The organism is Pseudomonas corrugata (assembly GCF_050920615.1).
Classification (GTDB): Bacteria; Pseudomonadota; Gammaproteobacteria; order Pseudomonadales; family Pseudomonadaceae; genus Aquipseudomonas; species Aquipseudomonas corrugata.
Window position 1 is genome coordinate 3249991 of sequence record NZ_CP130434.1, and the last position, 13178, is coordinate 3263168.

Genomic DNA, 13178 nt, shown 5'->3' on the forward strand with positions numbered 1-13178 from the left:
GCGATCCTCAGTAATAGACCTGGGGAACGGTCAGGTCGGCCGGCGGGATATCGGTGCCGACCCATTTGACGAACAGCTCTTTGTAACGGCCGGTGCGCACCTGTTGGTTGACGAACAGGTTGAGGTAGTTGATCAGGCCGAACTCGCTACGCTTGGCGCCGAGGGACACATAGTCGATGACATAAGGCGCGTCACCGGCGATCTTCAGGTTTTTGTATTTGCCCGACTTGATGGTTGCGGCCGCCACGGTATTGGTCACCACCGTCGCGTCGATGTGCCCTTGGGCGACGGCCAGCAGCGTGTCGTTCTGCGACTGGTAGGCACGGAAACTGCCGCTGCCCCAGTTCTTCTGGTCTTTCTCCAGGGCGATGGCTTCGTAGGTGCCGCTGGTATTGCCCACGGCCTTGCCCTTGAGGTCGGCGAAGCTGTTGATGCCGGTGTTGTCGCGGGTCAGCACCACCATCTGGAAGGCGAAGTAGGGCACGGTCAGGCCAACCGTCTTGGCTCGCTCCAGGGTGTCGGAGGTGGAGGCGACGATGACATCGGCACGCCCGGAAATCAGCGCCGGGATCCGGTCCGGGAACGGCGTTTCCACCACTTCGGCATCTACCCCCAGGACCTTCGCCAGATCATGACAGTAGTCCACGTCGAAGCCCGCCGGTTTGTTGCTTTCGTCACGAAAACCCATCGGCGGGAAGTCCAGGGTCACGGCGCAGCGCAGCTTGCCGGAGCCGATGATGTCATCGAGCTTGTCGGCATAGGCGGGGGTGATGAACAGAGGTGCCAGGACGACACTTAACGCTACGGCCAATGCAGGGTTTTTCATAAATGCCTCGCTGTCGAATAAATGCGGTGAGATATCGTATTGAGGATTTCGTATACGATATTAGATAAGCAATCGGCGTGCCTGTCTGGCGAACTTCTCGCTTTCATGGGTAATCCATTGATTACAAAGCAGTAATAAGAAGCGTGGGCGCGAAAGGTGCCAATGGCCGTTTCAGTCAGGTGTTACAGATGGGAGCACTGGGCGCTCCGGCGCCCTGTAAGGGAACAGAATTCAGTGCCGGTTTTCCCGATATTGGCTCGGCGACAGGCTGGTCAGGGCCCGGAACTGGCGACTGAACGCGCTGTGGTCGGTGTAGCCGCAGCGCAAGGCGATGTCGGTGATGGGCAGGTCCTGGTCCAGCAGCAGGCGCGAGGCTTCTTCCAGCCGGGCCTTGTGGATCATTTGCCGGGGCGTGAGCTGGAAGATGCGTTTGCAGTGCCGCTCCAGTTGGGCCACCGACAATCCGGCGATGGCGGTCAGTTCGGCAAGGCTGATAGGGCGGGAGAAGTGGCTCTTGATGTAGGCATCCACCGCCGCCAGTTTCTGGAACGCCGGGTGGCTGGACTGAGGCAGTTGCAGATCCCGTGAGATGCCGGCCAGGCCGACGATCTGGCCGTTGGGCTCGCGCAGGGCGATTTTATGGGTCAGGCACCACACAGGTTGATTGCCGTAGTACAGGTGGAGTTCGAGTTGGTCGGCCAGCTCCCGACCGCTGGCCAGCACCCGTCGATCCTGTTCGGTGTACAGCGGGCCGAAACGCTCGGGGAATACTTGCTCAGCGGTGAGGCCCAACAGATCGCTGCTGTGCTTGAAGCCACAGCGCCGGGCCAGGGTCTGGTTGACGAAGGCGTAGCGGGCCTGGGTGTCCTTGATGAAGAACACCACGTCCGCGAGGGTGTCGAGCAGCGGTGCGATGGATTGCAGGCTGTGGAGCAGGGTGTCCAGGTCGCAGGGGGGGAAGGAGGTGAGCGAGGGATACATGGGGTTGGCATCATCTCGGGTGGTGGCAAGGGTTGCGCAAGAGTAGCAGCTGAATGATCGGCCAACTCATGTGGGAGCGAGCCTGCTCGCGATAGCGGTGTGTCAGCAACCTATCGGTATCTGATAAAGCGCTATCGCGAGCAGGCTCGCTCCCACAAGCAGCCGCGCTTATGCAGCCTATGTGGGCGGGGTTTCTTCCAGCCCCAGCAAGGTTTCGATCCGCGCCGGGCTGAACGGCGGGCGTGGGGTGGGTGGCGTCCAGTCGAACAGATACTCCAGGGCGGCGCCGCAGACCCGGCCCTGGCACGCGCCCATGCCACAACGGCTGGCGAGCTTGGCTTCGCGCCAGCTCACGTGGCCGATCAGGTCGCCATAGGGTACGTCTTCGCACCGACAGACCAAGGTGTCGGCACGGGCCAGAGACTTGAGTCGCCCATCGAGGGCGAAGGCCTTGTTCAGTGTCCGGGCGAAACCCTGCCAGCGTTCCCGACGCGGCCACAGGCGTTGGGCGAGCGCGGTATCGCCGACCGCCGCGTGACCGGCGATGGCGCCTTCCACCAGCGCCAGTTCGCTGCCCCCGAAACCGGTGCATTCGCCCGCGGCGTAATGGTCCTGGCGGCTCGTTGCCTGCCACGCATCCACCGCGAGGGCATTCTCGGCAAGCTCGCAGCCCAGGGCCTGGCCGAGCTGGATATTGGGGATGAGCCCGAAGCCACAAGCCAATCGATCACAAGCCAACTCGACGATCTTGCCCTGTTGCAGTAGACGGACGCCTTCGAGTCGCTCCCGTCCCAAGGCCTCCAGCACATGGCTGCCGGTACGATAATGCCGGTCGAACAGGCCGAACCCTTGCAGGAATTTGCCCGGCCAGCGCGGCAATTGCGCGGCGAAACCGGCCACGGCGGCACGGCCGGCCTGCTCGGCCACCCGTAGCACGCGGGCACCCTGGTGCCTGGCCGTGGCCGCGCTGGCCAGCAGCAGCGGCCCACTCCCGGCGATCACCAGGCGTTCCTCCCGCACCGGCAGGCCTGCCTTGATCAGTGCCTGCAAGCCGCCGGCACCGGTAACGCCGGGCAGGGTCCAACCGGGGAAGGGCAGCAGCAACTCCCGGGCGCCGGTGCACAGGATCAGGCGCTGGTAGGTGATCTGCCAACCGCGCTCGGCATTCTCTACCAATAGGGTTTTATCGGCGGCGCAAGCGATCACCCGGGTGCCGGCATGGCAGCGCACATTGGCGCAGGTCTGCAACCGCTCACGCAGGCGGCGTGCCGCGCTGGGCAGACTGGCCTGGGGGCCGTCGCGCCAGATCTGCCCCCCAGGCAACGGGTTGTCGTCCAGCAGCACGATAGACGCGCCGCGGCTGGCCGCAGCCAGGGCGGCGGCCATGCCGGCGGGGCCGGCGCCGATGATCAGCAGGTCGGTGGTTTCGTTCATGGTCGGGTCTGCACGTGCATGCCGTCGCGGCACAGGGTCTGGCAAGCCAGGCGGCGCTGGCCGTCGATTGTTACCCGACATTCCTGGCAAATACCCATGCCGCACAAGGGCGCACGTCGCTGGCCGCTGACCGAGGTGCGACTGCAACCGTCCGCGCCCAGGGCCAGGGCGGCGGCGACACTGGTGCCGTGGGTGACCGTGAGGGGGCGGCCGTCCAGGAATAATTCAGGCATCGGGAGGATTCCAATATGAAACCGTGGCGAGGGGATTTATCCCCGTTGGGCTGCGCAGCAGCCCCTCTGGATTACCCTGACACATCGAGTAGCCAGACTTCAGGGCCGCTACGCGCCCCAACGGGGATTTAGCTGACATACACAGGTTCTCCCAGAAAACGCTGCGGCAGATAGGCCTGAGGGGCCAGTGGCGAGGCTTCGTTGAACAACTGCGCCACCAGCAAGTCAGCCGTCGCGGGGGCCGTTGTGACTCCCAGTCCTTCATGCCCCACCGCCAGCCACAGGCCCTTGCGTTGCGGGTGCTGTCCCACCAGCGGCAGGCCATCGGGGCTGGCGGCGCGGAAGCCGGTCCAGGCGCGGATGCCGTTGAGTTGTGCCAACCCGGGCATGTAGTCGACGGCGCGCTTGAGCATCTTCGCCAGCATCCAGCCTTCCACTTGCGGGTCGACGGTGCCGAACTGCCGCGAGGCGCCGATGAACAGTTGCCCGGTGGGACGGGGCTGGATATTGCAGGCCACCGACGGACCGCTGGCGTTGTGGGCGCTGGTGACATAACCCAGTTCGACCAGGGTGTGGGTAATAGCGGCGGGGTAGCGATCGGTAATCAGCAGATGGCCTTTCTTTGGCTCGATCGGCAGCTCCGGGCACAGCTCGGTGGCCTGGATGCCGTTGGCGAGAATCACCGCCTCGGCCCTCAACCAGCGACCATCGTCCAAACGTACACGCGGGCCGTCCACTTCGGCGACTTGTGCCCGCTGCTGGCGGATGTGCGGGCCGCTCAGCATCCAGCGGGCCGCAGCGGGCGCATAGAGGATGCCGTCACCTTTGATCAGCAGGCCACCTTCCAGGCCTTCGCGCAGCTCGGGTTCGCGTTGGCGCAAGGCCCCGCGTCCGATCAGTTCGCAGTCTTCTCCATGAGCCAGCAGATTCAGGTACTTGCTGTTGGCTACCGCCATTTCCTGCGCATTGGCCGCCAACCACAAGGTGCCGTTATTGCGCCATGCGCAGTCTTCGGGCAGGACGTGCGCCAACTCGCGCCAGCGCTGCAGGGAGTATTGACTGAGGGCCAGTTCAGCCGGATTGTCGTCCAACACCAGCAGATGCCCCATGCCGGCCGCCGTCGCGCCGTGCCAGCCGGCGTCGAGCACCACCACCTTCAATCCACGCAGGGACAAGGCCCGGGCACAGGCTGCACCGATGATGCCGGCACCGATGACGATCACGTCGGCGATCAGGCCCTCGGTCACAGGCGAATGCCCCAGGCGAACGGGTCATCCGCTTCGATGATCAGCGTGGCTTCGGCGCTGATATAGGCGCGGCCGCGAATCGTCGGCACGATGCGCTCGCCCGCCTGCTCATAAGCGCCTTCGAACTCGCTGCCGATCACGCTGGCCTGACGCCAGGTCTGGCCGGGTTGCAGCTTGCCGTCCGCAGCCAGGCACGCCAGCTTGGCGCTGGTGCCGGTGCCGCAAGGGGAGCGATCGTAGGCCTTGCCGGGGCAGAGTACGAAGTTGCGGCTGTCGGCTTGTGGGTCGTCGGCGAACAGTTCGATGTGATCGATCAGCCCGCCGTCCTCGCCACGAAAGCCTTGCTGCTCCAGCGCTTGCTGCACGGCGTAGGTGTAGGCAGTCAATGCGTCGAGGTTGTCGCTCGCCACTCGCTGGCCGTGGTCGGCGATAAGGAAGAACCAGTTGCCGCCCCAGGCCACATCGCCTTCCACAGGGCCGATACCGGGTACTTCCAGGCGCAGCGCCTCACGGTAACGATAGGCGGGCACGTTGCGCACGCTGACCGAACGATCCTCATGCAAGGTGGCCTGGACGGTGCCCACCGGGGTTTCGATGCGATGCACGCCCGGGCCGATCCGCCCCAGGTGAGCCAGCGAGGCCACCAGGCCGATGGTGCCGTGGCCGCACATGCCCAGGTAACCACTGTTGTTGAAGAAGATCACCCCCGCACAGGCACTTGGGTCGACCGGTTCACAGAGCAGCGCGCCCACCAGCACGTCGCTGCCCCGGGGTTCCAGCACGCAGGCGGCACGCCAGGCATCATGCTGCGAGGCCAGGCGCTGCCTGCGCTCGGCCATGCTGCCCTGGCCGAGATCGGGAAAACCGTCGATGACCAGTCGGGTCGGCTCACCGCCGGTGTGGGAATCGATCACAGTGATGCGCTTCATGGGACCACTTCCGTTCAGATAAGTGAGCGCAAGCGTGGCCCGCAACAGGGGGTAGCGGCTTGATGGTTTTATCTGTTGCCCATGACGAAATCGGCACAGCGCGGCGCGGCACTCATCAGTCGGACGCGTATCTCCACTGCCACTCGATGTGTTCTGTATTGATGCCCAGGGCCTCGAACTTTTCCGCCACGTAGCGCAGGCAGGCACCTCCGTCGGGGCGGTAGTGCCCGGAGGCATCGTTGACCATGGCAATCACATGTTCCATGCGATGTTCCCTGATCCTGAATTCCCCCGCGCACATGACGGGCCTGCCACTGCCGAGTTGGCTATGCCTGATGTAGTTGGCCCGATCCGCGTGTTCCCAGCGTTTATAGATAATGGAATTCTCGGGGGTATAGACCCAGGTGTAGCTATTGGACTGGTCGTTGGGAGAGAGCATTTCACTGGTCTGCGATTTCAGTTGATTGCCGATCAACTTGCCATCCCACATACCCACCAGTTGACCGACGCCGTCGATTTTCGACGGGTCATAGCAACGCCAGTGCATGAGATCGCCGATGAAGGGCATCCACCTGATCGGGTAGGTCTGAGCGTTGAGATCAACCGATCGATGGTCGGAATTCATCCAGTCGGAAAAATGCACATGGCCCGACCATACGGCCAGCAAGTGCGAGGAGGAATTCCTGAGCCAACGGTGCACCTGTTTGAAGGACAGGTTGGTGTAGATGTCATTGGCCTTGATCAGCACGGATTCCAGTTCCCAGTCATCGGTGGCGATCGGGTGGGCTTCGGGCCTCTGGTAGAAGGTCACGCCGTCGATTTCGGACAATGAGATCCGGGGGCGGCCGAACAGTCTGGGCAGGTCGATTTCCACCGTGATGGTCTGTCCGACTCGCGGGGCTTCACAGAATAATTGCATCTGGCTGAGGGGGCCCATGGACACATACAGGGTGTCGTCGGTGCCAGCCCAATGTTCATTGGTGATCGAGGCTGTCACCGTCAGGGTGTCTACAATGGTGTCGGTCATGATTGAAGGTGCGTTCTATCTCTGATTAAGAAGTCACCGATTCTGGCGCCGCATGGCAGGACCCTGGTGGTACATATGTATGCGCGCAAAAAAAATGCCGGGTCGCTCAGAGCCCCGGCATTGTCTTTTAGCGATCAGCTTCAATGGCTGGAAGGCAGGAACTCGAACAGCGTCTTGCAGACGCCGGCAATGTGCTCATCCAGCAGTTTCACCGCCCGTTCAACATCACCGGCACGGCAGGCATCGAGGATTTCCCGGTGCTCGTGATCGGCGCGTTCCTTGCCGGCCGACAGGCTCATCTGCATGCGCAGGTAACGCTCCAGCTTGTCGTGGACCGAGCGGATCAGGCCGACCAGGAAGGGGCGTTGTGCCGGCTCGTAGAGGCAGGCGTGCAACTGCCAGTTGAGCTCGGCCCAACGCCCGACGTCGTCCTCGCCGATGAACTCGCGGCAGATTGCCTCGGCGCGAGCGAACGTGTCTTCGGTCATGTTGGGAATCGCCAGGCGCAGCACTTTATCCTCCAGCAGCATCCGCACTTCGAACATCTGCGCCAGCTCCACCTCGGAAATCCGCGTGACCATCGCGCCGCGATTACGCTGGAACATCACCAGCCCCTCGGCCTCCAGCCGCTTGAGGGCTTCGCGCACGGGGATCTTGCTGACGTTGAACTGACGGGCGATATCGTCCTGGCGAATCGGCTCGTCCTCGGCAAAATGCCCGGCCACGATGGCTTCGCGCAGGTGACGGGTAATGATTTCCGAAGTAGAAGGGGTGTTGCCCAGGTCGGGCAGGTTGAACTTGGATAAAGTCACGGCGGCGGGTCGGTGGCTGAGTTGGGGATATGGTATACGACTTGGCGGAGGTGGTGTCTCGGATCTTGACGCTACCCTCCAGACGAGTGAACCCTTGTGGCGAGGGGATGAATCCCCTCGCCACAAGGGGGATGTGTCAGCCGTGGGACATGCGGGTGACATACGCCTCTGTCCGCACGATGACCCATCCCGTCACCAACGCACCCAGCGACAGCGCCACCCCAAACAGGACCAACGCCACATCGGCGCCGAATCGGTCAGCCAAAAGGCCTGTGACCACCACCGGAATGCTGAACCCGACGTACGCAAACAGGAAGAACCCGGCGCTGACCCGGGCCTTTTCCAGGCCGGCCATTGCGGTGATCGCCGATAACCCGCCCAGGTAGAGAAAACCGTAGCATGCGCTGCTGGCTCCCAGCGCCCCAAGCAGCACCGCGATCAGCGAACCGGTGCTCGCCCCCCAGGCCAGCAGCACATAACTCAAGGGCAGCACCAGCAAGCCAAACCCGGTGGCCCTGGCCGGTTGCATGCGGCGCACCCACGGCTGGAACAGCAACCCGCAACTGATCACGGTGAAGGTCGACAGGCCCGACCATTGCTGCAGGTCGTGGCGTGCCAACACCGAGGGCAGTATCGCGATGACCAGGCCCGAGGTTGCCCAGGCCAGCAACATGGAGAAGCCGTAGGGCAAGCTGCCGCTGGGGAACAGCGGCAGGCGCAGCATCGGTGCCCGAGGCGTTCTGGCGGCAGGGTCGGGCAGCCTGGAAACCACGATGAGCGCGATACTGGCCAGGAGTAATTGCAGCAAGAAACTGCCGGGCACGACACTTTGATGGGCGAACAGGAAAAGACTGGTCAAGGCCGCCCCCAGGCCGAAGCCAAGGGACGTACTGGCGGTGATCCGATTGGCAGCAGAGCGGGTATCGCTGCCCGCCATCAGTTCGGTCATATAGGCCGTCGACGTCGCCGAGGCCAAGCCCGTGCCCACGCCCATCATCAGCCGCGCCAGACCCAGCGCGACAAGGTTCGGCCAGATCGAAGTGATGACCGTCGCCAGCATCGACAAACCCAGCGCCAGCAGTATCAGGGGCCGGCGTCCGACCCGGTCGGCCAGCCCGCCGAAGGCCAGCAGCACCGGCAGCACCCCCAGCACATAACACGAGAACGCAACCGCTGTTGCGCCGGCCCCGTAGCCGGACGCCTGGGCGTAGGTGGTGTACAGCGGCGCCTGCAAGTTGACCGCGAGGGTGATCAGGCAAAGACCGAAAGCCAGTCCCCACGAATGTCGATGCTGTGCGTTCAAGCGTATTCCCCGGAAGTCCGATGAGTAGTCGTCCAGCGGACTATTACCGCCTGGCTTCACGGGAACAAGGAACAGGCCTAGGGGTTTTGTGATTAACTGTTTGCTCGAAATCGGCGAACACTTCAAGAGTCTCCCAGCATGGACCTGAACATCGACCGCAATGCCGCCGAGCCCATGACCCGGCAACTGATGACTCAGCTCGTTGGCTGGATCAGCAGCCATCGCATCCGCCCCGGGGCACGAATGCCTTCCATCCGGCAATTGGCCCAGGAAAATGACGTCAGCTTGTCGTGTGTGATCAAGGCCTACGATCAACTGGTCGCCAGCGGTGTATTGGAGTCCCGGCATGGATCGGGTTTCTTTGTCGCCCAACAAGTGTCCCGGCCCGTGGGGCCGGATGCTGAGACAGGTGAGGGGGCGTGGACGTTATTCGACAACGAATCGACGCAGCTCAAGCTTGGCTGCGGTTGGCTGCCCGACACCTGGCGCGACGACACCGATCTGGGCCAGGCGATCCGTCAGGTAGTGCGCAGCGACAGCCACGCACTGTTCAACTACAGCACGCCCCTGGGCTCTGTACCTCTACGCCAGCACATTCAGAAACGCCTGAGCCTGATCGACATACACGCCGATCTTGCGCAGATCCTCACCACCCAAGGCGCCAGCCACGGCCTTGACCTGCTGGTGCGCACGCTCCTCAAGCCTGGTGACCTGGTCCTGGTGGAAAGCCCTGGTTACTACAACCTGTTCAATCTGCTGAAACTGCATGGCGTCAGAACCCTGGCCGTCCCAAGAGGCACCCAGGGCCCGGATCTCGACAGCCTCGAGCGCTTGCTCGGCCAGCACAAACCCGCCTATTTCTTCATTAACAGCATGTACCAGAACCCCACCGGCACCAGCCTTGCGCCGAGCGTCGCATATCGTCTGCTGCAACTGGCTAGCCAGCATGATTTGCGCCTCATCGAAGACGACATCTACGCCGACTTCCAGAACGGGCCGACGTCCCGCCTGGCGACCCTGGACGGCCTGGACCGGGTGATCTACCTGGCGAGCTTTTCCAAGACGTTGTCCAATTCGCTGCGCATCGGTTATGTCGTCGCCCAACCCGACATCATCAACCGGCTGGCCGAGGTCAAAATGGTGACCGGCATCGGCTGCTCGCTGCTGGCGGAAAATGTCGTGGCGACTTTGCTGGCCAACGGGGCCTATCGCAAGTTGTTGCAACGCCTGCGTCAGCGTTTGAACAAGCAGATGGCGAGCACGCTGCGTCAGCTTGACCAGGCGCACTGGGAGGTTTTCGCCGAGCCGACCGGTGGCCTGTTCGTGTGGGCCAGGCCTCGGCATGTGGAGAGCGGGCGGGTGCAGCAGATCGCCCGTGAGGCTCAGGTCCAACTCTCCCAAGGCGCCAGTTTCATGCCAGCGAGTGAAACGTGTGACTGGCTGCGGCTGAATGTGGCGTTCGTCCAGGACATTCGTGCGCAGACGTTTTTCCGGCGGATCGAAGAGGCGTCGCTGGCTGAATAGCAGAATGAGGCTGTGTGAGAGTGGGGCGGAATATCGGACTGTTCCCGCAAGCTGCGACAACAGCCGAGGAAGCGCAGTGTACTGGAGTACATGAGCATTCCGAGGCTGTTTTCGCCTTGCCTGACCTTCGTCTCAAGGCTTTTCGTCCAGAGCCTAGGGGCTGAGAGCTGAGAGCTGACGAATGTACTGCACGAGGAAGGGTTTGTTATCCGAATCGACCGGTAATGTAGTCTTCCGTCTGTTTCACTTTTGGCGTGGTGAAGATCCTATCGGTCACATCATGTTCAATCAATTCGCCCATGAACATAAAGGCGGTGGAGTCTGACACCCGTGCGGCCTGCTGCATGTTGTGGGTCACGATGATAACGGTGTATTGCTCTTTCAGCTCAGTGATCAGTTGCTCGATGCGCCCAGTGGAGATCGGATCAAGGGCAGAGGTCGGTTCATCCAGAAGTAATACTTGAGGTTGCAACGCAATGGTGCGTGCGATACACAGGCGCTGTTGCTGGCCACCCGACAGGCTCTGTGCGCTCTGTTTGAGCTTGTCCTTAACCTCGTCCCAGAGTGCTGCACCTTTGAGGGCCTGCTCTACGCATGCATCCATCTCACGACGGGAGAGTTGTTTATGATGGCGCACGGCGTAGGCAACGTTGTCGTAAATGGACATCGGAAACGGCACCGGTTTCTGAAACACCATGCCTATATGGCTACGTAGCCGGTTCATCGAGTAACCAGGCTCGAGGATATTCTCACCGTTAAGCAGCACCTCGCCGCGCGCCTCCTGCTTTGGGTACATGGCGTAGATGCGGTTGAATACCCGCAGTAGCGTCGACTTCCCGCAGCCCGAAGGCCCAATGATTGCAGTGATGCGTTTCTCTGGAATATCCATATCAATGGATTTCAGAGAGCGCTGGTTGTTGTAAAAGAATTCCAGGCCACGAACGCGAATTTTAATTCTTTCGTTGGCAAGGTCACGGCTATTCATCAGGTCGACCTATTGCGTAAAAGGATCCATCGGGACAGTAAGCTGAGTATCAGTACAAATGAGGTCAGCACTAATGCGCCAGCCCAGGCCAAAGAGTGCCAGTCATCGAATGGGCTCATGGCGTACTGGAAAATCACTACGGGCACGCTGGCTATCGGTTTGAGCAGATTGCTGCTCCAGAACTGGTTGCCGAACGCTGTAAACAACAGCGGTGCTGTTTCACCGGTGATTCTGGCGAGTGCGAGAAGCACGCCGGTAACCACACCGGCTTTTGCCGCTCGCAATACGATTTGCAGAGTCAGCTTCCATTGCGGGACACCCAGCGCCAGAGCGGCTTCGCGCATGGTTGAGGGTTGTAACTGAAGCATTTCGTCAGTGGTTCTTACCACCACTGGAATCACTAAAAGGGCCAAGGCCAGGGCACCGGCGATCGCGGAGAAACCGACCTGATGGTTCGTCAGCAGGTTCAATGGCAGGATCACGCCGGTGTAAATGAACAGACCCAGCACAATGGACGGTGCCGACAGCAGAATGTCATTAATAAAACGGACAGTGTTGCCCAGGCGCGAATGTCGGGCGAACTCCGCTAGCCAGATTCCTGCCATCAAACCAATAGGCGTTCCGATGAGCAGGGCGATAGCCGACATCAGGGCACTGCCGTAGAAAGCATTTGCCAGCCCACCTTCCGTACCGGGCGGCGGCGTCATCTGTGTAAAAAGACGAAGGTTGAGCGCCTGGAATCCGTTGATTACCGTGGTCAGTAGAATCCAGACCAGCCAGATGAGGCCGAAAGCAGTAGCACCACAACTGAGCACCATTGCAAGTCGATTCTTGAAAGCTCGGATTTGGTAGAGACGTTCGTTGCCAGTCATAGACCCTCCTTGCGTGAAAGCCGCATAAGCAGGAGTCGGGCTAGCGCCAAGACGATAAAGGTGACGACAAACAGCAAGAAGCCCAGCGCAATCAGCGCGGAACGATGCAGGTCGGTATAGGCTTCGCTGAACTCGTTGGCGATGACTGACGCAATGGAGCTGCTTGGCATCAGCAATGAGGCGGAGAATTGTTGAGCATTACCCAGCACGAAAGTCACCGCCATGGTCTCGCCCAATGCGCGTCCGAGTCCCAGAAAAATTCCCCCGACAACCGCGGACCGCGTATAAGGCAGAACGATGTCCCAGACCACTTCCCAGGTGGTGCTGCCCAGTGCATACGCAGACTCCTTGAGTGTTGTGGGAACGGTACGAAACACTTCATTCATGACGGAGGTGATGAAGGGCATGATCATGATTGCCAACACGATGCCCGCTGTCAGCATGCCGATGCCTAACGGAGGGCCTTGAAACAGCGAACCCACCAAAGGAAGTTCACCCAGATAGTCGTTGATCCAGGGTGATAGATGTTCTGCCATGAACGGGCCGAAAACGAATAAGCCCCACATGCCATAGATAATCGATGGAATCCCCGCAAGCAGTTCAACCGCCGAGGCAACAGGCATCCGCAGCCAGGGCGGCGCTACCTCAGTGAGAAAAATCGCGATGCCAAAGCTGACGGGAACTGCGATCAGCAGCGCCAGAAGAGACGTTACGAGGGTGCCGTAGATCGGTACCAGAGCACCAAAGTGGTTGTTGACAGCATCCCATTCAGTACTTGTAAGAAAGTCAAGGCCGAAGGTCTTGAAGGCAAGACTTCCGCCCCAAAGTGTCGAGGCAGCAATGCTCGCCAGTAGCAACAGCACCAGCACTGCGGCGCCCAGCATTGACCGTTTGAACCAGAGATCATGACGTTGATCGCGCATTGCACGCCGATCACTCGCAACGTCGTTCGTGTGAGTGGTCATGGCCAGAGGATGGACTGTGTCGTTCATAATTCGTCTGCTC

Annotated in this window: 13 protein-coding genes; 1 reads left to right on the forward strand and 12 read right to left on the reverse strand. The window is 61.2% G+C overall.

All coding sequences use genetic code 11. The features are described 5' to 3' along the window. Positions 1–7 precede the first annotated feature (7 nt). The 9 genes from QZH45_RS14665 to QZH45_RS14705 form a co-directional block, all read right to left on the reverse strand. Positions 8–826 carry an ABC transporter substrate-binding protein gene (locus QZH45_RS14665; protein WP_024777743.1) on the reverse strand — a complete coding sequence of 273 codons (819 nt, stop codon included), beginning with the start codon at positions 824–826 and terminating at the stop codon, positions 8–10. Between the two features lie 231 nt (positions 827–1057). Further along, the gene (locus QZH45_RS14670; RefSeq protein WP_024777742.1) at positions 1058–1807 is read right to left on the reverse strand and encodes an AraC family transcriptional regulator; all 750 of its coding nucleotides are present in this window, start codon (positions 1805–1807) and stop codon (positions 1058–1060) included. Positions 1808–1984: 177 nt separating this feature from the next. After that, entirely contained in the window at positions 1985–3241 is a 1257-nt protein-coding gene (locus tag QZH45_RS14675; RefSeq protein WP_053191740.1) for an NAD(P)/FAD-dependent oxidoreductase, read from the reverse strand. Further along, complete coding sequence (locus tag QZH45_RS14680; protein ID WP_024777740.1) at positions 3238–3474, reverse strand: 2Fe-2S iron-sulfur cluster-binding protein; 237 nt, start codon at positions 3472–3474, stop codon at positions 3238–3240. Before QZH45_RS14680 ends, QZH45_RS14675 begins: the two co-directional genes overlap by 4 nt. 128 nt (positions 3475–3602) lie before the next feature. After that, the gene (locus QZH45_RS14685) at positions 3603–4721 is read right to left on the reverse strand and encodes an NAD(P)/FAD-dependent oxidoreductase (RefSeq protein WP_053191742.1); all 1119 of its coding nucleotides are present in this window, start codon (positions 4719–4721) and stop codon (positions 3603–3605) included. After that, the gene (locus QZH45_RS14690; protein WP_053191744.1) at positions 4718–5650 is read right to left on the reverse strand and encodes a 4-hydroxyproline epimerase; all 933 of its coding nucleotides are present in this window, start codon (positions 5648–5650) and stop codon (positions 4718–4720) included. The genes QZH45_RS14685 and QZH45_RS14690 overlap by 4 nt, the downstream gene beginning before the upstream one ends. Before the next feature lie 115 nt (positions 5651–5765). Beyond that, positions 5766–6677, reverse strand: a complete 912-nt coding sequence (locus QZH45_RS14695) for a hypothetical protein (RefSeq protein ID WP_053191745.1) — start codon at positions 6675–6677, stop codon at positions 5766–5768. 140 nt (positions 6678–6817) lie between these two features. Then, positions 6818–7489 (reverse strand): GntR family transcriptional regulator, encoded by a 672-nt coding sequence (locus QZH45_RS14700; protein ID WP_024777736.1) that lies wholly within the window; start codon positions 7487–7489, stop codon positions 6818–6820. A 136-nt stretch (positions 7490–7625) separates the two neighbouring features. Next, positions 7626–8792 carry an MFS transporter gene (locus QZH45_RS14705; protein WP_024777735.1) on the reverse strand — a complete coding sequence of 389 codons (1167 nt, stop codon included), beginning with the start codon at positions 8790–8792 and terminating at the stop codon, positions 7626–7628. A gap of 138 nt (positions 8793–8930) precedes the next feature. On the opposite strand from QZH45_RS14705, the gene QZH45_RS14710 reads away from it, so the two are divergent. Next, complete coding sequence (locus QZH45_RS14710; protein ID WP_055135828.1) at positions 8931–10316, forward strand: PLP-dependent aminotransferase family protein; 1386 nt, start codon at positions 8931–8933, stop codon at positions 10314–10316. A gap of 205 nt (positions 10317–10521) precedes the next feature. Here the strand turns inward: QZH45_RS14710 and pstB are convergent, their stop codons facing one another. Genes pstB through pstC form a run of 3 tightly spaced genes read right to left on the reverse strand, consistent with a single transcriptional unit; the run spans position 10522 to position 13138 of the window. Then, on the reverse strand, positions 10522–11301 hold the full coding sequence (gene pstB / locus QZH45_RS14715) for a phosphate ABC transporter ATP-binding protein PstB (RefSeq protein ID WP_024777733.1): 780 nt from the start codon (positions 11299–11301) through the stop codon (positions 10522–10524). Continuing rightward, entirely contained in the window at positions 11301–12173 is an 873-nt protein-coding gene (gene pstA / locus QZH45_RS14720; protein WP_024777732.1) for a phosphate ABC transporter permease PstA, read from the reverse strand. The genes pstB and pstA overlap by 1 nt, the downstream gene beginning before the upstream one ends. Continuing rightward, on the reverse strand, positions 12170–13138 hold the full coding sequence (pstC, locus tag QZH45_RS14725) for a phosphate ABC transporter permease subunit PstC (protein WP_033034292.1): 969 nt from the start codon (positions 13136–13138) through the stop codon (positions 12170–12172). The genes pstA and pstC overlap by 4 nt, the downstream gene beginning before the upstream one ends. Between the last annotated feature and the right edge of the window lie 40 nt (positions 13139–13178).

Bases quoted from the DNA above. Each gene is read 5' to 3' on its own strand.
- QZH45_RS14665 (WP_024777743.1), bottom strand. From the start codon at position 826: ATGAAAAACCCTGCATTGGCCGTAGCGTTAAGTGTCGTCCTGGCACCT.
- QZH45_RS14670 (WP_024777742.1), bottom strand. From the start codon at position 1,807: ATGTATCCCTCGCTCACCTCCTTCCCCCCCTGCGACCTGGACACCCTG.
- QZH45_RS14675 (WP_053191740.1), bottom strand. From the start codon at position 3,241: ATGAACGAAACCACCGACCTGCTGATCATCGGCGCCGGCCCCGCCGGC.
- QZH45_RS14680 (WP_024777740.1), bottom strand. From the start codon at position 3,474: ATGCCTGAATTATTCCTGGACGGCCGCCCCCTCACGGTCACCCACGGC.
- QZH45_RS14690 (WP_053191744.1), bottom strand. From the start codon at position 5,650: ATGAAGCGCATCACTGTGATCGATTCCCACACCGGCGGTGAGCCGACC.
- QZH45_RS14695 (WP_053191745.1), bottom strand. From the start codon at position 6,677: ATGACCGACACCATTGTAGACACCCTGACGGTGACAGCCTCGATCACC.
- QZH45_RS14710 (WP_055135828.1), top strand. From the start codon at position 8,931: ATGGACCTGAACATCGACCGCAATGCCGCCGAGCCCATGACCCGGCAA.
- pstB (WP_024777733.1), bottom strand. From the start codon at position 11,301: ATGAATAGCCGTGACCTTGCCAACGAAAGAATTAAAATTCGCGTTCGT.
- pstA (WP_024777732.1), bottom strand. From the start codon at position 12,173: ATGACTGGCAACGAACGTCTCTACCAAATCCGAGCTTTCAAGAATCGA.
- pstC (WP_033034292.1), bottom strand. From the start codon at position 13,138: ATGACCACTCACACGAACGACGTTGCGAGTGATCGGCGTGCAATGCGC.